The sequence below is a fragment of the Algibacter lectus genome (assembly GCF_004368925.1).
GTDB lineage: Bacteria > Bacteroidota > Bacteroidia > Flavobacteriales > Flavobacteriaceae > Algibacter > Algibacter lectus.
In genome coordinates this window covers 172,718-197,996 of sequence record NZ_SORL01000012.1, presented here as the reverse complement: position 1 = coordinate 197,996, position 25,279 = coordinate 172,718, and the positions used below count along the sequence as shown (strand labels likewise).

Annotated in this window: 22 protein-coding genes; 8 read left to right on the top strand and 14 right to left on the bottom strand. The window is 33.7% G+C overall.

All coding sequences use genetic code 11. From position 1 onward, the window contains the following. Positions 1–46: 46 nt before the first annotated feature. The 3 genes from DFQ06_RS17120 to mraZ form a co-directional block, all read right to left on the bottom strand. A complete protein-coding gene (locus DFQ06_RS17120) occupies positions 47–367 on the bottom strand; it encodes an FtsL-like putative cell division protein (protein ID WP_042497085.1) in 321 nt (106 codons plus the stop codon). 123 nt (positions 368–490) lie between these two features. Next, complete coding sequence (gene rsmH / locus DFQ06_RS17115; protein WP_074938925.1) at positions 491–1,387, bottom strand: 16S rRNA (cytosine(1402)-N(4))-methyltransferase RsmH; 897 nt, start codon at positions 1,385–1,387, stop codon at positions 491–493. After that, on the bottom strand, positions 1,374–1,844 hold the full coding sequence (mraZ, locus tag DFQ06_RS17110; protein ID WP_133969109.1) for a division/cell wall cluster transcriptional repressor MraZ: 471 nt from the start codon (positions 1,842–1,844) through the stop codon (positions 1,374–1,376). Before mraZ ends, rsmH begins: the two co-directional genes overlap by 14 nt. Positions 1,845–2,140: 296 nt before the next feature. On the opposite strand from mraZ, the gene DFQ06_RS17105 reads away from it, so the two are divergent. Together DFQ06_RS17105 and yihA are read left to right on the top strand one after the other, a co-directional pair. Next, positions 2,141–2,905, top strand: coding sequence for an alpha/beta fold hydrolase (locus DFQ06_RS17105; RefSeq protein ID WP_074938895.1), 765 nt, complete (start codon positions 2,141–2,143; stop codon positions 2,903–2,905). 48 nt (positions 2,906–2,953) lie between these two features. Further along, the gene (gene yihA, locus DFQ06_RS17100) at positions 2,954–3,568 is read left to right on the top strand and encodes a ribosome biogenesis GTP-binding protein YihA/YsxC (RefSeq protein ID WP_133969076.1); all 615 of its coding nucleotides are present in this window, start codon (positions 2,954–2,956) and stop codon (positions 3,566–3,568) included. A gap of 487 nt (positions 3,569–4,055) precedes the next feature. Here the strand turns inward: yihA and DFQ06_RS17095 are convergent, their stop codons facing one another. The 3 genes from DFQ06_RS17095 to DFQ06_RS17085 all read right to left on the bottom strand — a co-directional run bounded on the left by DFQ06_RS17095 (position 4,056) and on the right by DFQ06_RS17085 (position 8,221). After that, positions 4,056–4,898, bottom strand: coding sequence for a hypothetical protein (locus DFQ06_RS17095; RefSeq protein WP_042497081.1), 843 nt, complete (start codon positions 4,896–4,898; stop codon positions 4,056–4,058). Between the two features lie 69 nt (positions 4,899–4,967). Further along, entirely contained in the window at positions 4,968–6,062 is a 1,095-nt protein-coding gene (locus tag DFQ06_RS17090) for an ABC transporter permease (RefSeq protein WP_074938891.1), read from the bottom strand. A gap of 14 nt (positions 6,063–6,076) precedes the next feature. Beyond that, positions 6,077–8,221 (bottom strand): carboxy terminal-processing peptidase, encoded by a 2,145-nt coding sequence (locus DFQ06_RS17085; protein ID WP_133969107.1) that lies wholly within the window; start codon positions 8,219–8,221, stop codon positions 6,077–6,079. Between the two features lie 177 nt (positions 8,222–8,398). Here DFQ06_RS17085 and surE point away from each other — a divergent pair, with 177 nt between their 5' ends. From surE to DFQ06_RS17060, 5 genes are all read left to right on the top strand, one after another. Continuing rightward, positions 8,399–9,172, top strand: coding sequence for a 5'/3'-nucleotidase SurE (gene surE, locus DFQ06_RS17080; protein ID WP_042504254.1), 774 nt, complete (start codon positions 8,399–8,401; stop codon positions 9,170–9,172). Beyond that, positions 9,173–9,454 (top strand): hypothetical protein, encoded by a 282-nt coding sequence (locus DFQ06_RS17075; RefSeq protein ID WP_042497073.1) that lies wholly within the window; start codon positions 9,173–9,175, stop codon positions 9,452–9,454. 35 nt (positions 9,455–9,489) lie between these two features. Next, the gene (lpxB, locus tag DFQ06_RS17070; protein WP_133969074.1) at positions 9,490–10,602 is read left to right on the top strand and encodes a lipid-A-disaccharide synthase; all 1,113 of its coding nucleotides are present in this window, start codon (positions 9,490–9,492) and stop codon (positions 10,600–10,602) included. Positions 10,603–10,609: 7 nt separating this feature from the next. Continuing rightward, a complete protein-coding gene (locus tag DFQ06_RS17065; RefSeq protein ID WP_042504256.1) occupies positions 10,610–11,185 on the top strand; it encodes a C40 family peptidase in 576 nt (191 codons plus the stop codon). Between the two features lie 69 nt (positions 11,186–11,254). Further along, positions 11,255–13,249 (top strand): ComEC/Rec2 family competence protein, encoded by a 1,995-nt coding sequence (locus DFQ06_RS17060; protein WP_235833572.1) that lies wholly within the window; start codon positions 11,255–11,257, stop codon positions 13,247–13,249. 22 nt (positions 13,250–13,271) lie between these two features. On the opposite strand, the gene DFQ06_RS17055 is transcribed toward DFQ06_RS17060, so the two are convergent. From DFQ06_RS17055 to DFQ06_RS17040, 4 genes are all read right to left on the bottom strand, one after another. After that, a complete protein-coding gene (locus DFQ06_RS17055; RefSeq protein ID WP_074938924.1) occupies positions 13,272–13,820 on the bottom strand; it encodes a thioredoxin family protein in 549 nt (182 codons plus the stop codon). 142 nt (positions 13,821–13,962) lie between these two features. Continuing rightward, a complete protein-coding gene (locus DFQ06_RS17050) occupies positions 13,963–15,747 on the bottom strand; it encodes a peptide MFS transporter (RefSeq protein WP_133969070.1) in 1,785 nt (594 codons plus the stop codon). 58 nt (positions 15,748–15,805) lie between these two features. Beyond that, entirely contained in the window at positions 15,806–17,359 is a 1,554-nt protein-coding gene (locus DFQ06_RS17045; protein WP_042504262.1) for a peptide MFS transporter, read from the bottom strand. A 29-nt stretch (positions 17,360–17,388) separates the two neighbouring features. Next, positions 17,389–19,578, bottom strand: coding sequence for a S9 family peptidase (locus DFQ06_RS17040; RefSeq protein ID WP_133969068.1), 2,190 nt, complete (start codon positions 19,576–19,578; stop codon positions 17,389–17,391). A gap of 151 nt (positions 19,579–19,729) precedes the next feature. On the opposite strand from DFQ06_RS17040, the gene DFQ06_RS17035 reads away from it, so the two are divergent. After that, positions 19,730–21,049, top strand: a complete 1,320-nt coding sequence (locus tag DFQ06_RS17035; RefSeq protein WP_133969066.1) for a hydroxymethylglutaryl-CoA reductase, degradative — start codon at positions 19,730–19,732, stop codon at positions 21,047–21,049. A gap of 42 nt (positions 21,050–21,091) precedes the next feature. Here the strand turns inward: DFQ06_RS17035 and DFQ06_RS19470 are convergent, their stop codons facing one another. From DFQ06_RS19470 to DFQ06_RS17015, 4 genes are all read right to left on the bottom strand, one after another. Then, positions 21,092–21,616 (bottom strand): ubiquitin-like protein, encoded by a 525-nt coding sequence (locus tag DFQ06_RS19470; protein WP_159140102.1) that lies wholly within the window; start codon positions 21,614–21,616, stop codon positions 21,092–21,094. Positions 21,617–21,696: 80 nt separating this feature from the next. After that, the gene (locus tag DFQ06_RS17025) at positions 21,697–22,332 is read right to left on the bottom strand and encodes an HAD family hydrolase (RefSeq protein ID WP_133969064.1); all 636 of its coding nucleotides are present in this window, start codon (positions 22,330–22,332) and stop codon (positions 21,697–21,699) included. A gap of 6 nt (positions 22,333–22,338) precedes the next feature. Beyond that, positions 22,339–24,366, bottom strand: coding sequence for an OmpA family protein (locus DFQ06_RS17020; protein WP_133969062.1), 2,028 nt, complete (start codon positions 24,364–24,366; stop codon positions 22,339–22,341). Position 24,367: 1 nt separating this feature from the next. Then, positions 24,368–25,279: a PorP/SprF family type IX secretion system membrane protein gene (locus DFQ06_RS17015; RefSeq protein ID WP_133969060.1), complete on the bottom strand. Its 912-nt coding sequence runs from the start codon at positions 25,277–25,279 to the stop codon at positions 24,368–24,370.

Below are 25,279 nucleotides of genomic sequence, written 5' to 3'. Positions count from 1 at the left end.
AATATAGTCTATTTAATATGCCCTTATCGTTTACAGCCAAGGTATTCTAATTGTTTTGAGATTTTACTTTTATCTTTTTTGCTGGCGTTGTGGAAGTCGCCAAACCTTTTTCTTTCATTTTTGCCAACACAGTCGATTCCATTTTTAAACGCTGCAATTTAGAACGACCATCCACAAATGCCGAACGCATTTCTTTTACTTCATTATTAAGTTTAGATATTTCGTAAACTTTTTTATCTGCACTATGCGAGCTCGCTATCATAACTATCGCTAAAGCGGAAACAAATAAAATCATGCGCCAATTCTTAAACGAATCGTCACTGACTAAAAATGTTCCTTTTAATATGTCGTATATATTATTTTTCACCTTTAATGACTAAAATATGATGTTTTCAAAAAAGCGGAAAAACCACTCTTATTATTAAAGACACAAAAACCTCCTTTTTCAATTCGGTATTGGATCTAGCACTCTCGTTTTATTTATTTGAAATTAAGCCTTTGTAGCAATCCTTAACTTTGCACTTCGTGCTCTGTTGTTTATTTTAATCTCTGCAGCAGTAGGCACTATTAAGCCACCAACCTTTTTTAGCGGCACTTCAAAATTGCCAAACATATCACGTTCTGGCTCTCCCTCAAACAGTCCGTTTCTAATAAATCTTTTTACCAACCTATCTTCTAAAGAATGATACGATATAAAACTTAACCTTCCGTTTTCATTCAAAATCTCAGGTGTTTGAGATAAAAACTCTTTTAGAGCTTCAATTTCTTGATTCACCTCTATTCTAATAGCCTGATATATTTGAGCTAAAACTTTATTCTCATGTCTTGGCGGTAAAAATTTTCGCAAAACAGATTTCAATTGTTCACTTGTAACAATAGATTCACTTTCACGATGCGCAACAATTAAACTAGCCATAGCAGGCGCCGCACGCAATTCACCATACTGCAAGAACACATCTTTCAATTGTCCTTCTTCGTATTCATTAATAACATGAAATGCCGACAATGCCTTTTCTTGATTCATCCGCATATCTAAATCAGCCTCAAACCGAGTAGAAAAACCACGTTCTGCAACATCAAATTGATGTGACGATACGCCAAAATCTGCCAAAACACCATCCACTTTTTTTACACCATGAAATCGCAAAAAACGTTTTATAAATCTAAAATTCTCGTTTATCAATGTAAATCGAGTATCGTCAATTGTATTTTCAAGAGCGTCCAAATCTTGATCGAACGCAAATAATTTTCCATTCTCACCAAGTCGCTTTAAAATCTCCTTACTGTGTCCGCCACCACCAAAAGTAACATCAACATAAACGCCGTCAGGTTTAATATTTAAACCATCTACCGTTTCTTTTAATAATACCGGATTATGATATTCCATAGTCTTCATCATCTTGCCCCATAACTTCTTCGGCTAAATCTGCAAAATCGATTGCCGCATCATCAATGGCTTGTTCATATAAATCTTTATCCCAAATTTCAATAATATTGATTGCCGAAGCCACTACAATATTTTTCGAAATGTTAGCAAAAACTGTTAAATCTTTCGGCACTAATAAGCGCCCATTAACATCAATTTCAATAATTTTTGCCCCTGCAGTAAATCTTCGAATAAAATCATTGTTCTTTTTCTTGAACTTATTAAGCTTATTCATTTTCTGCATTAACGCCTGCCATTCTTGCATTGGATACAACTCCAAACACTTCTGAAAAACCGATCTTCGCAAAACAAAACCATCGTCTAGCACTGACGCAAGCTGCTTTTTTATCGCAGCAGGCATCATAAGTCTGCCTTTGGCATCAACTTTACAATCGTATGTCCCTGTTAATAAGTCCAATAGTATTTCGCTATGGTTTAAACGTTTAAGATTCAAATATATTGAAAATTTTACCACATTTTACCACTTTACCCCACTTTGTTAACAAGTTTTTGACGAAATACACCCTACAATCGACGAGATCAATAAAAACGGTAAGCAAACTTGACTATTCTTTAATTAATTTTATAAGAAAAATCTTAATTCAAAACACTATTCTTGACGCAGAAAAATTATTCTTTTTTCAGAAGGAATTAAAACCTTTGAAATATCAATGAAATAACTATATTTGTTTCTCATGCAATGAATACTGATTAATGACGCATAGTTTAAAAAAAGAAGGTAATTACAGCTATATTGAAGCCGGAGAGGGTACACCAATTATTGTGCTACACGGATTAATGGGCGGATTGAGTAATTTTGATGCCGTAACTGATTTTTTTAGCCAAAAAGGATATAAAGTCCTGATCCCCGAACTCCCAATTTACAGCATGTCACTGCTTAAAACTAACGTAAAAAGCTTTGCCAAATACCTACACGAATTTATAATTTTTAAAGGTTATGATGAGGTTATTTTATTAGGAAATTCGCTTGGCGGACACATTGGCTTATACCATACAAAAATGTTCCCCGACACTGTAAAAGGCTTAATAATAACCGGAAGCTCTGGCCTTTACGAAAGTGCTATGGGCGGAGGCTACCCAAAACGCAGCGATTACGAGGTGATTAAAAAGAAAGCACAAGATGTTTTTTACGATCCCGCAGTTGCCACCAAAGAAATTGTAGACGAAGTTTACGAAACCGTAAATAACCGTAATAAGCTAATAAAAACTTTAGCTATTGCCAAAAGTGCTATTAGGCATAATATGGCGAAAGATTTACCTAACATGAAAACGCCCACTTGTATTATTTGGGGTAAAAATGATAGCGTAACGCCACCTGAAGTTGCCGAAGAATTTAACGAACTTTTACCTGATTCTGAATTACATTGGATTGACAAATGTGGCCATGCAGCCATGATGGAACACCCTGATGAATTCAATAAAATCATGGATGCTTGGTTAGAAAAAAGACAATTCTAGACACTTTTCTAGCATAAAACATTCCCAACATTAAACACATTAAGATAGATGCATATTAAATCGGCCGAATTTGTAATGAGCAATTCCGAAGTTGAAAAATGCCCAAAAAGCAGACTGCCGGAGTACGCTTTTATTGGCAGAAGTAACGTAGGAAAATCGTCGTTGATTAATATGCTAACTAGCCGAAAAAGCTTAGCTAAAACATCTGGACGACCAGGGAAAACACAGCTTATTAATCACTTTTTAATTAATAAAAACTGGCACTTAGTAGATTTACCAGGTTATGGCTATGCTCGTGTTTCTAAGAGTTCTAAAAAGGTGTTTCAAAAATTTATCACTAATTATTTCGGACAACGAGAACAACTTGTTACAGCGTTTGTTTTAGTTGATATTCGACACACACCTCAACCTGTAGATTCTGACTTTATGATATGGCTTGGAGAAAACGGGATTCCTTTTTCTATCATCTTTACTAAAGCCGACAAACTAAGACCAAAAGCTATTCAAGATCACGTTGATGCCTACAAAGCTATTTTATTAGAAACCTGGGAAGAGATGCCTAACTATTTTATTACATCATCATCTAAAGACATAGGAAAAGACGAAGTTTTAGACTATATCGATGATCTTAACGAAAATATGGACTTAGACAGCCGCCAATAACTTCACTTATAAGTTACGCCTCTTTTTTCTTTAGTTGACAGCCTTTTATTTTTATATTTGACTAAGATATGTGATGATTTATTATATCCTAATATAAACTGCAACACAACCGAAACCTAGAAAAAAGAAGAAAAATTCATTGAGATTTCCCAAACAGACACCCCAAAAAAAAGGGGTTTGACATACTTAAACTTATCGGAATTCAAGAAAACAATAAAAGCTTGTTGCGAAATATAATGTTGTAACGCAAACAAGAAAAACACTCTCGTCTTTTATAATTTTTCAAATCCTAAATCTAAAAAAAGAAATAAGTTTATTACTAGCTGAGTAGGATCCGGAAAACCATCTAATTGTATATAGATTAGAACAACTGCTACGTTCACAGTTTTTAAAAATCACTATGTTGGACTTAGCTAAAGGTAGTTGAGTATTTGCTTACTTCAAGTTACAAAACAAACACAAGTTTAAAATCGCGAACGTATGAGAATTATTCTATCATTTGCCCTTTCAACTTTAACGCTGCTTTCTGATAACCAATATTTTTAACATATTCATTAGCGATATCATCATAAACAAGATAGCCTAAATTTTCATTAAAGTAAAGATTAAACAAAGCTGTTGCGCTATATGCTCCAACCATCGTAGCTCCCGCAAACACATTCACATCTCCGCTTTGGTTAGGCTGCGCAAAATCCGATTGATCTGTAAGCGTTGTACTAAAAGCATTATTTAAGCCTGCTTCAGGAGTCACAACATCTACATATTCGGTGGTTCTAAGTGCTAGCCTAATAGGATAGTTTCCAACATTTGTCCATGTAGAAATTCCCAGCCCACTATAACTAACATTTACCTGTGAATCAGGTATTTCAATTTCGATATTATTAAATACAATAGGCCGTTCTGTATCAACAATTATTCTATAAACTTTAGAGTCTGAATTATCGGAATTTGCAACTTTAAAATCTATCGTGTTTGGATAACTAAAATCAATAGATTCTTCTAAACTCACATTATAAGCATGAAAAGCTTCATTATTTATTCTATACTCAATACTAGCACCTTCAAATTCTATTATGGGCGATATATTAGAATAGTCTACAGCCGAAGGAAACAGACAAACAACTAAAGAATCTAACGGTTGCGTATGTGCTTTTATAACAGAAAACGTATGGTTGCTAGACAACATTTTAAAACTAGTTATAGCCAATTTTTCTGCAATAACCTCATTATCTTCCGATTTATCAGAATCATCATTAGAACTACATGATGATAAAAAAACCAGAGCAATAATTAAAAAACTAAACGCGTGATACTTTTTAATGTGTTTCATTCTATTAAAATTTGATTACATAAGTTAAGCCTACCGTTTTTCATAAACCATGCCAAAAACAACAAGATCTCAACCTTTAACATCTAACGCATCGCGTAACGCGTTACCTATAAGCATAAAAGCCATTACCAAACTCATTATACAAAGCCCTGGAATTAAAGCCAAATAAGGCTTCCCTAAAATGATATAATTGTAGTGATCTTTTATCATAGCACCCCAACTAGCCATTGGTGGTTGCGCACCAATACCCAAAAAGCTCAAACCACTTTCTATTAAAATAGCTGCGGCAAAGTTTGCTGCTGAAATTACAATTACCGGTGCCATAATATTCGGAAGGATATGTTTTGTGATTATTCTGTAATCACTAAAACCTAAAGCTCTTGCTGCTGTTACATATTGCATTTCTTTAGTGCTAATTATTTGCCCACGAACTACTCTAGCCACTTCCACCCACATGGTTAAACCGACAGCAATAAACACTTGCCAAAAACCTTTGCCTAATGCTAAAGTAATCGCTATTACCAAAAGCAGAGTAGGTATAGACCAGGTTACATTTATAATCCACATAATAACAGCATCTACCTTACCACCAAAATAGCCCGCAATACTCCCCATAAAAATGCCGATAACTAATGAAATAAACACCGCTACAAATCCAATAAAAAATGAAATCCTAGCACCTACTAGCACGCGACTCAACAAATCACGTCCATATTTATCAGTTCCAAAAAGGAATGATTTTTCTTTTATAAACGATACAGCATCACTATTTGGAAACCGACTTAACTCCATTGTTTTTTTCACACCTTCCAAACCATCCGAAGCATATTCAGTATAAATCAAAGTCTCACCATCTATATGATATTCTGAAATAGGAATTTCAGAATCTGTATTCTTCTTCCCAAAAAAGAGTTTATCAAACATATTCTGATTGACTTTCAACTCTGAGGGGATAGTAAGCATTGTTACTGTATAGCCTGGCCTTTTAGAATGAATTGATAAATGCATTTGGTTCGCATATTGAGAATTATCGGGTGCAAAGGCATATGCAAACACCGAAACAACACCAACAAAACCAATAAAGCATAAACTAAAAACACCCCAAAAATTCTTTTTAAATTTTTGGAGTGCTAATTGTTTTAGTGAGCTAGATTTTGAACTCATATATTTTATTTCTTCTAATTTTTAGCTTGAGCGTGTGTAGAAGCAACTTTTTCTATTGGAAAGTTTTTTAAATCTTCTAAAACATTTAAAGCTTCCTCGACATAAACATCTTGACTTAAGCTCTCATGCCAACGCACGCGCTTTTCTTTTAAATCTGTAGTATCCTTATCAAAAAGTGATTGCTCGTATTTTGTTGAGTTAAAAGTTAAATTAGTTTTATAATCTGAAATAGCATCAAAACGTTTTGCTTCTTCCTCATTTCTATCCAATTGCTCTTTATACTTTTCAAAATTTAATGAAAACTTAGTATCATCTATTTTACTTTTCACCCATTTAGCATTTTCATCAATAAGCTTTAATTGAGCATTATTCGCCATACGCGCTTTACTATTTGCTACAATTGTATTATAATCGAAATAACCCGTCCAAGGCTTGTAATCGGCCGCATCAATTTCATCATAAGGTAACGGATTATCTTTATCCTTTTCACCTACATCAATATAACTAAAACGTCCTGGTACTTGCACATCACTTTTAACACCCTCTAACTGTACAGAACCACCATTAATTCTATAATATTTTTTAGTGGTTAACGCTATAGCTCCAAGATCTCCTCCTGTATTACTACGTAAAACATTATTTAAATCTATGACATTTTGAACGGTACCTTTACCATAAGTTTGTTTACTCCCTATAATAATAGCACGCTTATAATCTTGCATGGCCGCCGCCATAATCTCTGATGCTGAAGCTGAAATTTCGTTTACTAAAACAACCAAAGGTCCATCCCAAACAATAGATTTATCACTATCCTTTAAAACTTCTTTTGCTTGCCCTGTAGATCGTACCTGAACCACTGGTCCTTCTTCGATAAACAAACCTGCCATATCTACAACAGTTGGTAAAGATCCACCACCATTGTTACGCAAGTCTAATACCAAACCTTCAATACCTTCTTTTTTAAGACGTAAAATTTCTTCCTTTACATCTTTAGCTGCATTTATATTTTTATAATCTTGAAAGTCAGCATAAAACGCAGGCAAATCAATCACACCAAAACGACCACCTTCTTTTTCAACAACCGATGATTTCGCATAAGTTTCCATCAACTCTACCACATCTCTAGTAATAGTTACATCTTTAACCGTACCATCCATACTTTTAATAGTAAGCGTTACTTTAGTCCCTTTAGGCCCTTTGATATATTTAATAGCATCGTTAATACGCATACCAACAATATCTACAGCAACATCTTCATCTTCTTGTTTTACTTTTAAAATAACATCTTCAACTTCTAAAAGCTTACTTCTCCAAGCTGGCCCTCCAGAAATTAATTCTACAATTTTAATGTAATCCATTCTTTTTTGTAATCTCGCTCCAATACCTTCAAGTTTTCCTGACATACGTTGGTCGAAATTCTCTTTACCTCTTGGTGCTAAATAATATGTGTGCGGATCAAACTCTTCTACTATCGTATTTACGTAAACCGCAAACCAATCATCACGATCTAAATCATCAACACTATCATTAAAATAAATATCGATAGATTTTAAAGTCGCTTCACGAGCTTCTTTCTCGATAACTTTATCCGTTTTCATAACATACTCCGGATCTTTTTCCTTGGCACGTTTTTCTTCTTCGTAAATATCATCGTAATTAGAAAGTGTCGAAAACTTTAATTGCTGTCTCCAACGAGCTTTCATTTCTCTCCTATTCTTTACATAACCAGTATTTTCATAATCAGTATCAAAATCTTCATCAACAGTATAATCAAAAGGCTTCGCCAAGATATCGTGATAAATCTCTTTTGCTTCACTTATACGCTCTAAAACACGCTCGTGAACCAAATTAAAAAACGAAATATCTACCGATTTTAATTGATCGTCTAAATTTGTTCTATATTTTTCAAACTCTTTATAATCCGAAGCGTAAAAATATCTTTTTACAGGATCTACAATCTCTAAATAATCGGAAAACAACTCTTCCGAAAAGGCATCATCAAAAGCAATAGGATCAAAATGTCCGCGCTCAATAACAAAGGTTATAAGTTCTATTAGTTTTTTATCTTTATCTGGATTATCGAATTTTTTAGAAGTAAAACTACACGAGGCAAAAGCCAAAACCATTAACAACGATAGTACTTTAAAATTCTTTTTCATAATATTCTTCATCTTCTGTATTTCAAAATTCTTTAGGGAATTTTATATCATTTTACTAAAATAGAGAAAAAACTATGCCAACAATCGGTTTTTGCTACTAATTTTTTGTTAAACAGAAGAAATAAGACGTTTACCATCGAAATTATGTATTTTAGCATTATAATTTAACAACAAATTATGTCGAAAAAACCCCTTATTTTAATTACGAATGATGACGGCATTACTGCTCCAGGAATTAGAGCTTTAATTGAAGTTATGGTTAATTTAGGCGATGTTTTTGTAGTAGCTCCTGATAGTCCGCAAAGTGGCATGGGGCACGCTATTACGCTAGACGCTATGCTTTTTGCTCAAAACGTAGAAATTAGTAAAGGGCCACAAAAAGAGTTTAGCTGTTCTGGAACACCTGCCGATTGCGTAAAAATAGCCATTAGAGAATTACTACCAAGAACACCAGACCTTTGTGTTTCTGGTATAAACCACGGATCTAACTCTGCTATAAACGTTATTTATTCTGGCACCATGAGTGCCGCTATTGAAGCAGGTATTGAAGGTATTCCGGCTATTGGTTTTTCTTTACTCGATTACGCATGGGATGCTAACTTTGAAGCTTCTAAACCTTACGTAAAAAAGGTTACCGAAAATGTACTAAAATCAGGCTTACCCAAAGGAGTTGTTCTAAATGTAAACATACCAAATGCTAAAAGTGGAGACATAAAAGGCATTAAAATTTGTAGACAAGCAAAATCGAATTGGGTAGAATCTTTCGATAAACGCAAAAATCCACAAGGGAAAGATTACTATTGGCTTTCGGGTAAATTTGTAAACTTAGACAACGGTGAAGACACTGACGAATGGGCGCTTGAAAACCACTATGTTTCTGTAGTTCCCGTACAGTTCGATTTAACCGCACACCACTTTATACAACAACTAAATACTTGGAATTTAAAATAGATGAAGAAAGAAATTTTTATAGGCATGCTCGTTGGATTAATAGCAAATGCTGTTGGCTTAATTTTAACCGCAACGCTACTTGGTAGAGGTGACGATTTTACAACTGTAATTAAAGCTGCAGCCGCAGAAGGCTTTTTAGGAAAACTCATTAGCTTAGGTGCGGTTTTAAACCTTATTAGTTTTTTTATTTTTATAAGAAGAAAAGAAGATTATCGCGCCAGAGGTGTTTTATTAGTCACTGTTTTTATTGCTGTGTTTACGTTTCTTTTTAAAATGCTTTAGAAATTAAAATCACCCCAACTTAAAAGTTATAGCACATGAAATATTACATAATAGCAGGTGAAGCATCGGGAGATTTACATGGCTCAAACCTAATGAAAGCCTTGTTTCAAGAAGACCCAAATGCCGAGATTAGATTTTGGGGCGGCGACCTCATGCAATCCGTTGGCGGCACTTTAGTAACTCACTACAAGGAACGTGCTTTTATGGGGTTTATAGAGATTATTATGAACCTTCGAAAAATATCTAAATTTATAAGCTTTTGTAAAGAAGATATTACTGACTATAAACCAGACGTTGTTATTTTTATTGATAATTCGGGCTTTAATTTACGCATTGCGAAATGGGCCAAAGCTGCCAATTTTAAAACACACTATTATATTTCACCTCAAGTTTGGGCCTCTCGAGCAAGTCGTGTTAAAGATATAAAACACGATGTGGATGCCATGTATGTTATTCTTCCTTTTGTTGAGGATTTCTATAAAAAGTACGATTACAACGTTCATTTTGTTGGCCACCCACTTATTGATGCTATTGCCAACCGTGCGCAAGTAAGCGAAAAAGCATTTAGAGAAACACACCAACTTAGCGACAAACCTATTATTGCCTTATTACCCGGAAGCCGAAAGCAAGAAATCACAAAAATGCTATCGGTAATGCTTAGTCTTGTTAACGATTTTAAAACCTACCAATTTGTAATTGCCGGGGCTCCCAGTCAGGATTACAGTTTCTATAAAACCTTTATTAAATCGGCTAACGTAAAATTTATTGATAATAAAACTTACGATTTGTTAAGTATTTCGACAGCAGCTTTAGTCACCTCAGGAACTGCTACACTAGAAACCGCATTATTTAAAGTACCACAAGTGGTGTGCTATAAAGGCAGCGCAATATCTTACCAAATTGCTAAACGCATTATTACATTAAAGTTTATATCCTTAGTCAATTTAGTTATGGACCGCGAAGTGGTAACAGAGCTTATTCAAGGGGATTTTAATAAAAAAAATCTTAAAAAAGAGTTAGAGCGTATCTTGGATAAAGAAGGCCGAAAAAAACTCTTTTTAGAGTATTATGAATTGGAAAAAGCCCTTGGCGGAAAAGGCGCTAGCGAAAAAACCGCAAAATTAATATACAACGCCATAAAAGGTTAATCTTTATATGAAAAAAATAATTTTTATACTCGCCCTATTCATTAGTTTTAGCAGCTGTAAATCTTCAAAACGATCTAAAAGAAGTTCAAATTCCTCTTCTAAAATAATAACAAAAAAATCGGATGCAAACGAAAATGACCGAGTAGTTATTTCTTCCGAAGAAAAAAAATATACACCGAGAAACGCAAATAGCAGAAGAACCAAAGCCGACAACATTATTGAATATGCTGAAAGTTTTGAAGGCGTTCGATACAAATGGGGTGGCACTACAAAAGCAGGAATGGATTGTTCGGGCTTAATTTACGAATCGTTTAGAGCTTATGACGTTAATTTACCCAGAATTTCCCGAGACATGGCCAAGCGTGGCGATAAAATCAATTTAAAAGATGTTCATAAAGGCGATTTGTTATTCTTTAAAACCGGCAATAGAAGAAATGCAATTAACCATGTTGGACTTATTGTCTCTATAGAAAACAACGACATTGAGTTTATACACGCCACGAGCAGCAAAGGCGTAATGACTTCTTGGATAAACGAAACTTACTGGCATAAAGCTTTTTACGAAGCTCGTCGGGTTTTATAAGATATTTTATATCTTAGTTTAATTATGAAAATCCTCAATTTTACCATAATTAAACTAACCATTTGCCTAGTGATAGGCATTTTAATTGGGTATTTTATTCCCATTCCAATAATGATGGCTTTGTATTTTACACTAGCTGCATCATTACTGTTAGGTATCACTTACTTTATAGCTAGAAAACAGTTTTTTAAAACTATTTGGTTTGGGATTACTGCTTTTATTTTAATGATTTCGATTGGAGTTCTCACTGTAAACATCCATAATCAACAAAATTTTAACAACCACTATACAAAACATCTTTTAAATGAAGATGACTCTGCTCATGCTATCACTTTCAGAATTCGAGAAGTTTTAAAATCCAATACTTTTTACGACAAATATATTATTGATGTTTTACAAGTTGACACTAACCGAACCCAAGGAAAATTACTACTAAGCATAGCAAAAGACACTTTAAAACCGACACTTAACGTAGACGCTATATTCTCTACAAAGAGCAATTTTAAAAGCTTAGGCTATCCGTTAAATCCTTTTCAATTTGATTACGAATCGTATTTAGAAAAGAAATACATTTATCACCAAGTCAGCTTAAAACCTACCGAGCTATTTTTAATTAGCGATAATACACATACGGTATTTGGATACGCAAATGCTACTCGACAATTTATTAATTCAAAATTAAAAAAATATCATTTTAAACCCGACGAACTCGCTGTAATTAATGCGCTTTTTCTGGGGCAAAGACAAGACCTCAGTGAAGACATTTATAGCGATTACAGAAATGCAGGAGCTATACATATATTGGCTATTTCAGGACTCCACATTGGAGTTATACTAATTCTCCTAAACTGGGTTTTAAAACCGATGGAACGCTTAAAATTTGGCAAACTTCAAAAAACAATTTTAATACTTATCATTCTATGGAGTTTTGCGGTAATTGCTGGCTTAACAGCATCGGTAACTCGAGCAGTAACCATGTTTAGTATTGTTGCCATTGCAAACAACTTAAAAAGGCCAACTAATATATACAACACTTTGGCTATTTCAATTTTCGTAATTTTATTACTGAACCCGCTTTATATATTCGATGTTGGTTTTCAATTAAGTTATATGGCTGTACTTGCTATTGTCTACATAGACCCGATGATTTATAAATTATGGCAACCAAAAAACAAATTACTAGATATTTATTGGCATACTATTACTATAAGTATCGCGGCTCAATTTGGTATTGCTCCGCTTCTACTCTTTTATTTTCATCAATTCGCGGGACTATTCCTGTTATCCAGCATCATTATTATTCCGCCGTTAGCTATTATTTTAGGTCTAGGAATTGTTGTGATTCTAATGGCATCTCTAAATATATTACCTCCATTTTTAGCAGACTTTTTTAGATATATTATTAGCGGCATGAATTATATTATGAGTGTTATTTCTCAACAAGATTCATTTATCTTCAACGATATTCATTTTACCATCTGGCATGTATTAACGTCTTATCTTATGATTTTTTCAATAATACAAATCTGTAAAAATTATAAGTTTTCTATTTTAAAATGGGCGCTTTTAGCTGTAATTAGTTTTCAGTGTGCTCTTATTTACACAAATTTCAGAAAACCTTCTAATCAATTTGTGGTGTTTCATAAAAGTCGCTTTAGCATGATTAGCAACACGATGCAAAACAAATTAAGCGTAGCTCATGATTTAGATAGCATGGCCCTTTTAAAAAATTCAACTATAAAAAACTATACCGTAGGCCATTCTATTAACAACATTGAATACAATAAACTTCAATCTATTTATCTGTTGAAAAACAAAAAACTTTTAATTGTAGATAGCTTAAACACCTACCATGTCAAATCGTTTAATCCCGACTATGTTCTACTACGTCAATCACCCAAAATAAACCTAAATAGATTAATCGATTCTATTCACCCCAAATACATAATTGCAGATGGCAGCAATTATAAATCTTACACCAAACAATGGAAAGCTATTTGTAAAAAACGAAAACTCCCTTTCCATGACACGCATGAAAAGGGAGCTTTTATAATTGAATATTAGAATCTATTCAGGACTACTATAACTACCCTTTAAATTCTGCTTTAAACGCATTGTAATACGTATTAAATTCATCTTGTGTTTTAATATTTTTGTGATCGTCGTTTTTAAACATTTTTAAATACAACTCTAATTGCGGAGGTGTTTGATATCCTCTTAACGGCGTAATAACCTCAGCTGTTTCATCAAAGAACAAAACTGTTGGATAGGCGTTTATTTGGAAATAGCGCGCTAATTCGTGCGCAGAATTACGTCTATTTGCTTTTGCCGGGTCGTAATTAGGGTTACCGTATGCTTTATCTTTATACGTTACCACATCATTTCCTTCTCCATTTAATTTAACAGCATAATAATGTTTATTTACATAGTCTGCTACTTCTTTATTTTGAAACGTATTTTTATCTAACATTTTACATGGCCCACACCAGTTGGTATAAATATCCATCATAATTTTTTTTGGCTCTTTCTTTTGAAGCGCTATAGCCTCATCTAAAGTTAACCAGTTAATTTCTTGTGCGCTTACGTAAACCGTAGTAATAAGCGTCAATAAAAACACGAATGTTATTTTTTTCATTGCAATTAATTTTAATGTATTCAGCTTCATATTTATTATTTGAAACTGTTAACCTGTTACAAAAGTAACAAAAGCCGTACCTAACTTACAAAAAACGCCCCTAAAAAAGGAGCGTTCTTATATATTTTAACATTTTATTTTATTATCGTACACCATGCATAAGCCTTTTAAGCAAAGGATTTAGCACTAATGAAATTAACGCAAATATTGCCGGAACAATAGTAAATATCAAGAAAAAACTACTTAGCGAATACTCCGCAGTAATCTTATCAATCATGCCTCCCATAGTTCCCGCTGCTTTTTGACCGATAGCAATGGCTAAATACCAAATACCGAACATAAACCCAATCATTCTACCCGGAACTAATTTACTTAAGTATGATAAACCTACCGGAGAAATACACAATTCTCCCATAGTATGTAACAGGTAAGCCAATATTAAGAACACCATACTAACCGATGCTGTTTTTGCGCCTTGCGGAATACCCAATGTACCAAAAACTAACACACCAAAACCTAAACCTAAAAGCAATAAACCAATACCATACTTTGTGGCTGCACTTGGGTTATATTTACTTTCCCACCATCTAGAAAACAATGGTGCTAATGTAATTATGAAAAATGAATTTAAAATACCAAACCAAGTTGCAGGTACTTCAGTAGCATCTTTACTGAATTCATTATTAATTTTATAATAAACAATATACCATAGAAACACAAAAGACAAGCTCAGAATTATATTTGATAATAAGATTTTCTTATATGTTTTTTTGAAAAGCAAAAGTAAAACATAAGTGATAATTGCTAATGGACCTACAGTTAATATTAAATCGATAACTTTAAAAATTGTTGCAGAACTACCAGTAAGGGCACGCTCTGTATAATCTCTAGCAAAAAGCGTCATAGAGCCTAAAGCTTGCTCGAAAGCAGCAAAGAATATTACTGTAAATACAGCAAAAACAGACACTGCAATAATTTTATCGCGCACAATTCTAGAATATCGAGAAATACGTGTTATTATTAAATATAAAAACAGAACTAACGCCGTTAAAACAGTAACACTAGAACCGTCTAAACCTCCTAATTTGAAGTTTAACAAATTAATGTTTCCTATCTTAGAAATTGGATCGTTTAAAAGATATAAAAAGCCTCCTAGTGCAGATAAAATTATCAACACCTTATCTACAGAAGTAAAAGGATTTAACTTCTCAACATGCTCTGTTGCATCTTGTTCTTTAGGATTTCTTTCATTAATATTTTGAGGTAATTCTACTTCATGCACTTTAGATGGTTTTTCACCAATTTGTCCAAAAAAGTCTTTTGCTAACCAAAACTGAATTAGACCAAGTAACATAAAGATACCTGCCAGTCCAAAACCATAGCTCCAACCAATATTTTCTGCTAAATAACCACAAAGCATCATTCCGAAGAAAGCTCCAGCATTTACACCCATATAATAAATAGTATAAGCGCCATCTTTTTTAGACTCTTTGCCTTTGTACATTTCAGAAATCATAGAAGTCATATTAGGCTTAAAAAAACCTGTACCTACAATTAATAAAGCCAAACCTAAATACAAAGACCAAGGTGTTTCAAAAACCATAGATAAATGACCAAGCATCATGAAGAAGCAACCAATAATTACAGCCCATTTATAACCCGTAATTTTATCGGCGACCCAACCACCAATAATAGGGGTTAAATACAGCATAGAACCATAAGTTCCAATTAAAGCTAAAGCATGCTCGCGAGGCCACTCCCAACCGGGATTAGTACCAAGCATAGGTGCCGTTAAAAACAATACTAAAAGAATACGCATTCCGTAGAATGAAAAACGTTCCCACATTTCTGTAAAGAAAATAATAAACAAACCTGCAGGATGCCCTATTACTTTGTCTTTAAATAGATTTTCAATATCTGTATTCATAAAAAGAATATTTAATGGTTATAATGAAGAAAACCCTCAAAAGAGGGTTATGTACTTTTTAGTTTTCAGCTAATTCGAAACCTTCAGCTTCTTCGTTTTTTAAAACGCGTTCGCTTTCTTCCGCTCCATGAGTTAACCGTTTTAATGGCTTCAAAATTATTATAAATAATACACCAATAACTACAGTAAAAATTACAATTCCTGCAAAAATATTAAGCTCTCCAAATTCACTTGCAGATTCACCTATAACACCAGCGACTTTATTCCCAAGACCAGTGGCAGCGAAATAAACTCCCATCATTAATGAAGCGTATTTAACAGGCGCTAATTTTGTTATAAAAGAAAGCGCAACTGGCGAAATACAAAGCTCTCCAATGGTATGAAATAAATAAGCTAACACTAACCAAATCATGCTAGACGTTCCAGATTTTTCAAACTCCATGGCTGCAAATACCATGAATAGAAAACCAAAGCCCATGATTATAATACCTGCTGCCATTTTAAATATAGAAGAAGCTTCTCTTCCTTTTAGTTTTCGTTTAGCCCAAATACCAGCTACAGTAGTTGCAAGAAGAATAATAAATCCGGCATTTAAACTTTGAAACATAACTGTTGGTATTTCCCAACCAAACAACACTCTATCCGTCTTAGTATCTGTATATAAATTAATTAACCCTCCGGCTTGCTCAAAAGCGCCCCAAAAGATAATTACCATAATGAATGATAGCAGTAACACAACAAAACGATCTTTATACACTTGCGTATCTAAATCTTTATAAATCATCATTAATAAAGACGCTATTGCTGTTAAAAACAAAAACAATAGACCATAACCCCAGCCCATAGCATACCAACCAAATAAAGATGCCGCTAATAATACACCTGCAAACATTAATTGTTTTGGAGAACTAAACAACTCAGAATACAACTGACCGTAAGACACCTCGTTTTTATCATTTGTGCTCGGTATAAAGTTACCGACCTGAGATAAATATTTTTGACCAGCGATATAGTTTATTAATCCAAGAACCATAACAACACCTGCTAACCCGAAACCAGCATGCCATCCCCATTTTGCAACAACACCACCAACAATCATAGTTGCTAAAAGCGACCCTAAGTTAATACCTATATAAAAAATACTAAATCCTTTATCACGTCTAATATCACCTGCCTTATACAAGCCACCAACCATAGTAGAAATGTTAGGTTTTAATAAACCAACACCTAGAATAACTAAACCTAAACCGGTATAAAATGCCCAAATATCAGTAAGTACTAAAACGGCATGACCAATACATAAAATAACGGCTCCATATAGGACGGCTTTTTTCTGACCAATCAATTTATCTGCAATCATTCCTCCTGGGATAGACATTACATAAACCAGCATAGTATACCAACCGTAAAGCGCTAAAGCTTCTTGGTCTGTCCAGGCTAAACCTGCACCTCTAGCATCTCCCGTAGTTTGCGTAGTCATATACAACACCAATAAGGCACGCATACCGTAGTATGAAAAGCGTTCCCACATTTCGGTTAAAAATAAAATATACAGTCCTATTGGTTGTCCAAATAACTCCTTTTGATGTGGTTGCAATGCCTTAGCTGCCATAAATTTGTTGTTAGTTAATTATGCTTTTATTATTTCTTGCTTATTTTATCACCTAGATTTTCATCTAAAAAGTTGGTCATTTTTGTATATAAATGCAACCTTGTATTACCACCATAAATACCATGGTTTTTATCTGGATAAATCCCCCAATCAAATTGTTTGTTTGCTTGCACTAAGGCTTCAACCAAACGCATTGTGTTTTGCACATGCACATTATCATCTCCAGAACCATGAATTAAAAGAAAATCTCCTTTAAGTTTTTCAACATGATTTATAGGCGAATTTTCATCATAACCACTTGCATTCTCTTGTGGTGTTGCCATGTAACGCTCTGTGTAAATAGAATCGTAAAAACGCCAGCTACTTACCGGCGCAACAGCTATTGCCATTTTAAAAACATCATTCCCTTTAAACAAACAGTTACTACTCATAAAGCCACCAAAGCTCCATCCCCAAATACCAATACGCTCGGCATCTATATAAGGTAAAGCCGCTAACTGCTTAGCCGCAGCAATTTGATCTTCAACTTCGTATTTCCCTAATTCATTTTGAGTTACTTTTTTAAAATCAGCACCTTTAAACCCAGTTCCTCGTCCGTCAACACAGGCTACAATATAGCCTTTTTGCGCCAATAATTGATACCAATAATCGTTAGAACTTATCCAACTATTTGCAACTTGTTGCGAACCTGGTCCAGAGTACTGAAACATTAATAACGGATACTGTTTTGAAGGATCAAAATCTGTAGGCTTAACCGTCCACATATTTAAATCGTTTCCGTTTATAGCAATTGTGCTAAATTCTTTGTTAGAAATTTTATATTCTGAAAGCGTTTTGGATAGCGCTTCATTATTTTTTATCAACTTAATCACCTTACCAGAAGAAGCACTGTTTAAAGTATATCTTGGTGGTGTTGAAGCGTTAGAAAATGTATTTATAAAATATGAAAAATCGGCACTAAAATCAGCCCCATTTGTTCCTTCATCTTGGGTTAGTCTTGTTTTGCTCCTACCGTTTAATTTAATAGAATAAACATCACGATTTATCGATCCATTTTCTACCGATTGATAAAAAATAGTTTTCGCTTTTTCATTAAAACCATAGTAATTGGTTACTTCCCAAGCTCCTTTAGTTATTTGGTTTATCAACTTACCATCTTTACTGTAGTGGTAAATGTGATTATAGCCATCCTTTTCGCTCGTCCAGATAAAACTATTATCTTTCAAAAACGTTAAATTATCGGTAACATCAACATAAGCTTTATCTTCTTCAATTAGCAATACACTAGTTTTATTCTCAGCAGTGTTATAAGCTAATAAATCTAATTTATTTTGATGACGATTTAAAACCTGGGCACTTAAAACATCAGCGTTTTTAGTCCATTCAATTCTCGCTATATATTCAATCTTTTCTCCTAAATTAACTTTAGCTGTTTTTGTCGTTTTCAAGTTATAAACATGAAGTGACACATTAGAATTAGCTTCACCAGCTTTAGGATATTTAAACACTTCTTGTGTTTGGTACAGCCCCTTACCATAAACATCCATCGAGAATTCAGGCACGTTGGTTTCATCAAATCTAATGTATGCTATTTGAGTTCCATCGGCATTCCAATCGAAGGCGCGAACAAAGGCAAATTCTTCCTCGTAAACCCAATCTGTAATACCATTAATAATTTTATTTTTTACACCATCAAAGGTTATTTGAAAAGTTTCAGTTGTTACTAAATCCTTAATATATAAATTATTATTTCTGGCAAAAGCTACTTTATCTCCGTTAGGAGACAACGTTGGCTCTTGTATTTTTTCTTCAGAAATTAAAGTTAAACTTTTACTTTTTACATCGTAGATATAATAATGCCCAAGTACTGAATGACGGAAGATGGACTCCTCGTTTGTGGCTAATATAATTTGACTTTCATCCGCACTAAACGTGTAATCCGTAAAATAATCTACACTCGGTAAATCACTAGAACTAACCAAAGTATTTACCTTTTCTAAGGTTTTATAATCGTAGATATCTATAGAAGTACTTCGTGCTTCACGATTAAAATTTAAAACAGAATATTGCTGACCATTAGCCATAGAATGTAAAGCATCCAGCCTTTCAGTTCTAAATGTTCCGTTCCATATTTCTTCTAGAGTAACCTCTTTATTTTGAGCAGATAATACGGCTGTAAAAAAAAGACAAATTTGAAAGCTGAATCTTAGGTATTTCATTAAAATTGATGTTTATTTCTCATAATACCGGCAAGTTTAGTAAAAATACTTCAAAAAAACGATAATATTAACACATAAATAACTAGTAAAACTCAAGTTCACGATTAATTATAAGAAGAGTATTATCTTTACACCGTTAAATGAACAAATTATGAGTAAAACGATTGCTGGATTTTCAAAATTATCTAAATCTAAAAAAATTGACTGGATTGCAAATACCTATTTTGCCAATGCAGAAAACACGAAAGCTGTTTTAAAACAATACTGGAATGATAACGAAAAGCTACAGCAATTACATGATGAGTTTATAGAAAACACCATTAGTAATTATTATTTACCACTTGGTGTTGCTCCTAACTTTTTAATAAACGAAACGCTTTACGCCATACCAATGGCTATTGAAGAAAGCTCTGTTGTAGCCGCAGCAAGTAAAGCTGCAAAATTTTGGCTAGACAGAGGTGGTTTTAAAACTACTGTAATTTCTACTACAAAAATTGGACAAGTTCATTTTATGTTTCATGGTGATTATGAAAATCTAAAATCGTTTTTCGACACCGTAAAACAAAAATTAATTACCGAAGCTAAGCCACTTACCAAAAACATGGAAGCTCGTGGCGGTGGTATTCTAGATATTGAATTACGAGATAAAACAGCCGATATTGAAGGCTACTACCAACTACACGCCTCTTTTGAAACGCTAGATGCCATGGGTGCGAATTTTATAAATTCTTGTCTAGAGCAATTTGCAAAAACCTTTAAAAATGAGGCTTTATTATTTTCTGGTTTTTCTGAAGAAGAAAAGCATCTAGAAATAGTGATGAGCATCCTTTCTAACTACGTACCCGAATGTTTAGTGCGTGCCGAGGTAAGTTGTAAGGTGGAAGATTTAAGTGAAAATAAAGCCATTTCTGGTAAAGCTTTCGCTGAAAAATTTGTGAGAGCTGTAAATATTGCAGAAGTAGAACCTTATAGAGCCGTGACTCATAATAAAGGTATTATGAATGGTATTGATGCTGTTGTACTTGCCACCGGAAACGATTTTAGAGCTGTAGAGGCTGGCGTACATGCTTATGCTTCTAGAAACGGAAAATACAGTAGCTTATCGCACTCTAAAATTGAAAACGGCATATTTACCTTTTGGATGGAAATACCATTAGCTTTGGGTACCGTTGGCGGATTAACAGGCTTACACCCTTTGGTTAAATTAGCTTTAGAATTACTCCATAAACCATCGGCAAAAGAGTTGATGTCTATTGTAGCAGTTGCAGGATTAGCACAAAACTTCGCAGCATTGCGTTCGCTTACAACTACTGGTATTCAAAAAGGACACATGAAAATGCACCTTATGAATATTTTAAATCAGTTTGAAGCTAATGATGCAGAAAAAGTGATTCTAGTTGAACATTTTGCAAACAATCCTGTTAGCCATAGTGCTGTTGTAAATGCTATCAATAATTTAAGAAAGGAATAGACAGAAAGATTCCGTCTAGAGATTTCAATAAAAAGAAACCGCTTATTCTTTCAAGAAACGTAATGATTCTTCATTTTTAAAATTCAAAACATAAAAACCTCTATCTAAACTTTGAATATCAATTCGATCTTTACCACTAGAAACAACACCTTCCTGAACTCCTTGTCCTAGTACATTTAGAATACGGTATGTTTTAACTTCTTTTAAATTAGAAATAGAAATATAATTTTTAGCAGGCACCGGATATACGGATAATTTACGCTCTACATTCGCTAAATTATTTACTGATAATGTAGACGACTCTAAAAACAAAGTAGATTCTTTTTGAATATTATAATCAGCTAGCGTACGTCCATCCTCTAAAGTCTGACCGTTGTATTTTAAAACTTGTTCATTTGGAGGTATACCTTCCTTATCTTGAATTTTTGCTTTTACATTATCAATTGTATCATTTGCTTCAACCTCTAAGGCTATAGTCTTACCATCACTAAGTTTAACAAAAATTTGCATCGCCATAACATTTAAAGACAAAAACAGAAATGCAATTAAAGTGTACTTTTTCTTCATAGATATATTTTTAATGGAAATTGTGATTTTTATTATTATAATGAAGCCCATATTCTAGCCTCATGTAACAAAAAGGTGTTTTAAATCATACTTAAAAGCTTATCCATACTATCAAAAGTTTGGGTCGCTTCATCTTTTAATTGGTTGTTATAATCGTGAGCTACGTAGCCAAAAACATCGAATCCACCAGATTTTGCCGCACGAACTCCTGATATACTATCTTCAATTACAACACATTCTTCTGGCTTAAACCCCATAGTTTCGGCTGCCCATAAAAACACTGCTGGATCTGGTTTCCATTTTTGGATTTTATAGCAACTAAATATTTTATTTTCGAAGAAAGGTAACAAACCGGTAAGCCCTAAATTAAGTTCTATTTTATCTTCTGGACCGCTAGACGCAACACAGAATGGCCTATTTATATTTTTCAGAACCCCGTTAACACCTTCAACGGGTTTCATATCTTTTTTAAAAGCTTCAAAACTGCGCTGTCTGTATTCACTCTCTAAAGAATCTGGTAATTCTTTTTGTGCTAATTCAAAAATCATACGTTTACAGGCATCGAAGAAACTTCCTTTAAAATGTTCCATTCCGTAAGCTAAATCAATATTCGCTCCATATTCATTTGCGATATCTACTAACACCTGTATGCTTACAGGTTCACTATCCACCAAAACACCATCGCAATCGAAAATGACACATTTATATTGTTTCATAAAACTTTAATATTTAATAATTTCGAACTCGCTTCGTCTGTTAAGCTGGTGCTCATCTTCTGTACAATTTAGCATAGGGCACGGCACAATAGGCTCCATTTCTCCAAAACCTTTAAACGATAATCTACGAGCGTTAATATAACCTTCCAAAGCTATGTAATTTCTTGTAGATTCTGCACGACGCTCTGATAAAATTTGATTGTATTTTGCACTACCACGACTATCGGTATGTGCACTAATTTTTAAATATATATCAGGATAACGTTCTAATTTCGCAGATAATTCGTCTAATATTTTTTTAGAATCTGCTCTAATATTCCAAGTACCAAAATCGAAATAAATAGGTGCTAACTTAAAAAACAATTTACCATCTTTCTCTATAACCGGTGGTCCATCGACATCGGTAAGCAAAGCAAACCTCGTTGGATCTTCTTCTTTTAATTTCTTATCTATTTTCTTTTCTGTAATTATAGCATCCACAGGGTCTACAACTACAGGTGGCGGTGGCGGGATTTGCTTTAAATACAATACATGTTTTTGATCTTGTTTTTCTAGAACTTCTACTGGGAGTGTTTTTGCATAATACCCTTCACTTTCAGCTTTAAGCTCGTAATGATCTGCTAACAAATTCATGTTAAAAACAGAAGTATCATCTAAGGTATTGCTATAAATCTCTGCTTTTTTGCGGTTGCTTAAAACAACTTGAGCGTTAGGAATATATTCTTTTGTAACAGCATCTCGAATTTCAAATGTATTGATATACTCTCTAATAAATATTGGCCCCGATTGTTTAAACTTGAAAATATTATCGTCTTTTTTATTTCTATTCGAAGCAAAAAAGCCTTCATTTTCGTTGTAATAATTTATTCCGAAATCATCGTATTGAGAATTGATTGGCACACCTAAATTTGTTGGCGCAGTAAATACATTATCCACCAACTCCGAAACAAAATTATCCAACATACCCAAACCTAAATGTCCGTTAGAAGCAAAAAACAAATGCCCTTCTTCTGATATAAAAGGAAAATGCTCCCTATTCTCTGTATTTATTTCAGCTCCTAAGTTTACGGGCTCGCTAATTTCATCTTCACTTAAAGTAACGTAATACAAATCGAAACTTCCAAAACCCCCTTCTAAATTAGACGAGAAGTATAATTTGCTACCATCTGGACTTAAAGCTGGGTGCTGATATGAGAATCCGTTTTTATTAAACGCTAATTTCACTGGCTTCAACCATTTTCCATTCTCTTTTACCCATTTATAAATGTGAATATCATTGGTTTTGGCATCGTTAAATTCACGCTTACCATCTACAATATTGCTTCTTGAAATATATAAGGTATTACCATCTTTACTAAAACAGAAATTTCCTTCGTGATATTTAGAATTGATAATTTTCGGTAATGCTTTTGTATGGCCAACAGTATCAAGATCTTTGTTTACAGCAGTTACATAAATATCTAAAAATGGCTGATGCGTCCATTTATAAGTTTTTCCGAATAATTGATTTACATCTCTATCGGAAGTAAAATAAACACTATCCCCAAACTTTACCGCTCCAAAATCTGAAGCTTCAGAATTGAAATGCGCTTTTTCAATTTTATAATCTGGTGTTTTAAGTTTGAAAGCTTCAATGGTTTCGATAGATTCGGCAACATCTAACGTTGCAGAATTATTCTCTTTATACAATTTTAAATACACCAAAGCAACCTCATAATCTCCCAAGGCAGAAAGTATTTGATACAGCTTGAAGTTGTATTCATTGTTGTAGCTTTTATCCTTTTCGCCAAATCGACCTTTTACCAATTGCTTTAAATGTCGGGATGCTAATCGATACTGAAACGTATTGTAATAACATTCCGCTATATTTTCTAGATCTTTTTTATGACGTTCCTTTTCTAAGGCCGTTTCGTAATATTTTGCTGCGTTGATGTAATCTCCTTTTTCGAAAAAACGATCGCCTCTAGATTTTTGGCCAACGGCCAACTGAGACATAAAACAGATTGCAAAAATTAAAGTTATTTTCTTAATCATATTAGTAGAATCTTGGAGATGAATATTTTTTACTTAAACCTAATACATCAAACCTATAAAGCAAAACAAACTCGTGACTTCCATTGTTATAACTTTTTAATTGGCTCGTATTAAAATCGTGAGAATAACCGATGCGTAAATCTGGTGTTATGTTGAAAACAGCCAAACCAGAAACAGCGTCTTGATATCGGTAAGACACCCCTAATTCGAATTTATTATCATAAAGAACATTTGCAGAAACATCAAAAGACAAAGGCGCTCCTCCAGCAAATTTCATAACAGTTGATGGTTTTATTTTAAACAAATCATTCAATTCATAAATGTAACCTGCAATTAAAAACCCATGAATACTGTTGTTGTATATCACACCATCATTAACACTTAAATCGGCAGGAATTAAATTTGGTGACGATAACCCGACGTAATAATTTTCATGAAATAAAAAGGCTCCTGCTCCAATATTCAAAACCGTTTTATTAGTGTTTCCAAAAGAAGGGTCGGCAGACACATTACTACCAATAGCACTAAAATTTAAATGATCGAAGCCGGCTTTTAATCCAAAAGACAAATTAAGCTCTTTATTTAAATTAATTTTATAAGCTGCATCTACATTAAATACGTTTTCACTTGTATTTACATTTCCACCTATATTATCATTTAAATAATTAACGCTTAATTCTATTTTTTCATTCAACGGAATATTAGCAAAAACATTAGTTGTTTTTGGAGCCCCATCAATACCGACCCATTGTGTTCGGTGCAAAGCACCAACTTCTACAAGGCTTGGCTCGTTTATCATATAAGCAGGATTCACCATGCTCATATTGTACATATATTGCGTGTACTGTGGTTCTTGCTGTGCAAAAACCGACAGATTACAAACTATAAATAGTATAAATAATTTTATCTTCAT

Bases quoted from the DNA above. Each gene is read 5' to 3' on its own strand.
- DFQ06_RS17035 (WP_133969066.1), top strand. From the start codon at position 19,730: ATGAGTAAAACGATTGCTGGATTTTCAAAATTATCTAAATCTAAAAAA.
- DFQ06_RS17065 (WP_042504256.1), top strand. From the start codon at position 10,610: ATGAAAAAAATAATTTTTATACTCGCCCTATTCATTAGTTTTAGCAGC.
- DFQ06_RS17045 (WP_042504262.1), bottom strand. From the start codon at position 17,359: ATGGCAGCTAAGGCATTGCAACCACATCAAAAGGAGTTATTTGGACAA.
- DFQ06_RS17050 (WP_133969070.1), bottom strand. From the start codon at position 15,747: ATGAATACAGATATTGAAAATCTATTTAAAGACAAAGTAATAGGGCAT.
- DFQ06_RS17040 (WP_133969068.1), bottom strand. From the start codon at position 19,578: ATGAAATACCTAAGATTCAGCTTTCAAATTTGTCTTTTTTTTACAGCC.
- DFQ06_RS17020 (WP_133969062.1), bottom strand. From the start codon at position 24,366: ATGATTAAGAAAATAACTTTAATTTTTGCAATCTGTTTTATGTCTCAG.
- DFQ06_RS17105 (WP_074938895.1), top strand. From the start codon at position 2,141: ATGACGCATAGTTTAAAAAAAGAAGGTAATTACAGCTATATTGAAGCC.
- lpxB (WP_133969074.1), top strand. From the start codon at position 9,490: ATGAAATATTACATAATAGCAGGTGAAGCATCGGGAGATTTACATGGC.
- DFQ06_RS17025 (WP_133969064.1), bottom strand. From the start codon at position 22,332: ATGAAACAATATAAATGTGTCATTTTCGATTGCGATGGTGTTTTGGTG.
- DFQ06_RS17075 (WP_042497073.1), top strand. From the start codon at position 9,173: ATGAAGAAAGAAATTTTTATAGGCATGCTCGTTGGATTAATAGCAAAT.
- DFQ06_RS17085 (WP_133969107.1), bottom strand. From the start codon at position 8,221: ATGAAAAAGAATTTTAAAGTACTATCGTTGTTAATGGTTTTGGCTTTT.
- DFQ06_RS17015 (WP_133969060.1), bottom strand. From the start codon at position 25,279: ATGAAGATAAAATTATTTATACTATTTATAGTTTGTAATCTGTCGGTT.
- DFQ06_RS17055 (WP_074938924.1), bottom strand. From the start codon at position 13,820: ATGAAAAAAATAACATTCGTGTTTTTATTGACGCTTATTACTACGGTT.
- DFQ06_RS19470 (WP_159140102.1), bottom strand. From the start codon at position 21,616: ATGAAGAAAAAGTACACTTTAATTGCATTTCTGTTTTTGTCTTTAAAT.
- DFQ06_RS17095 (WP_042497081.1), bottom strand. From the start codon at position 4,898: ATGAAACACATTAAAAAGTATCACGCGTTTAGTTTTTTAATTATTGCT.
- yihA (WP_133969076.1), top strand. From the start codon at position 2,954: ATGCATATTAAATCGGCCGAATTTGTAATGAGCAATTCCGAAGTTGAA.
- surE (WP_042504254.1), top strand. From the start codon at position 8,399: ATGTCGAAAAAACCCCTTATTTTAATTACGAATGATGACGGCATTACT.
- DFQ06_RS17090 (WP_074938891.1), bottom strand. From the start codon at position 6,062: ATGAGTTCAAAATCTAGCTCACTAAAACAATTAGCACTCCAAAAATTT.
- rsmH (WP_074938925.1), bottom strand. From the start codon at position 1,387: ATGGAATATCATAATCCGGTATTATTAAAAGAAACGGTAGATGGTTTA.